Below are 883 nucleotides of genomic sequence, written 5' to 3'. Positions count from 1 at the left end.
AGGAACAATCCCTGCTGGCCAGCAAAGACCAGGTACTGGCGCTGGCGCGCCAGAAGGCGCTGCTGGGTGACCAGATCACCGCACAGGAGCAGCTGAACAAGCGCATGGACACGGCCAGCAAATATGTCACGCAGATGGCAGAGAAGCGGGCCGGGCTTGAATCAGGCGCAACGATGAGCGACAGGCTGGCAGGCCGCCAGACGGCGCTCTCTCAGCTGCGCAGTGGCTGGATTAATGCTGGCGGCAGCCTTGAGGATGAGGGCTACCAGAAGGAGCTTAAAGCTGCTAACGACTACTACGAAGCGGAGGATAAGCTTCGCGGTGACTGGCGGGCTGGCTTTAAGAAAGGGTGGTCCGAATACCTGGACTCCGCCACAAACGTCTATGCCTCCATGCAGAGCGTTGCGCAGTCAGCACTGGGCGGCATATCCGACATGATGACGAATCTGGTCACCACTGGCACAGCCAGCTTCAAAAGCTTTGCTGCTTCGATGATGAAGATGATCGCTGATGTCGTCAACCGGTTGCTGGTGGCATACGCCGTGCAGTCCGCGTTGGGGTGGGTTACTGGCAGCGTCAGCAGTAGCGGCGGAAGCACGCCATCAGGTGCATACACCAGCGCCGCTAACTCAGGCGTAAGCCTCTATGACTCTGGCGGCTATACCGGACCTGGCGGCAAATTTGAGCCTGCAGGCATCGTTCATAAAGACGAGTTTGTTTTCACCAAAGAGGCCACAGCTGCAATAGGAGTGGACAACCTCTATGCCATGATGCGCAGTGCTCAGGGTTACGCCAGCGGTGGGGTTGTCGGTCGTGCACCCATGTTCGGTCTGGGCAATAACGCAGGGGCACCCAGCTCGGCTCCAGTGATACACACCACCGT

At 58.7% G+C, this 883-nt stretch carries 1 protein-coding gene; it reads left to right on the top strand.

The window, feature by feature from the left end; genetic code table 11:
• On the top strand, positions 1 to 883 hold an 883-nt coding region (locus tag FN633_RS00540; RefSeq protein ID WP_154058773.1), incomplete at both ends, for a phage tail tape measure protein.

The organism is Pseudescherichia vulneris (genome assembly GCF_902164725.1).
Taxonomy (GTDB): domain Bacteria; phylum Pseudomonadota; class Gammaproteobacteria; order Enterobacterales; family Enterobacteriaceae; genus Pseudescherichia; species Pseudescherichia vulneris.
The sequence above is the reverse complement of the archived record's forward strand: the minus strand, read 5'-3'. Positions and strand labels throughout refer to the sequence as shown.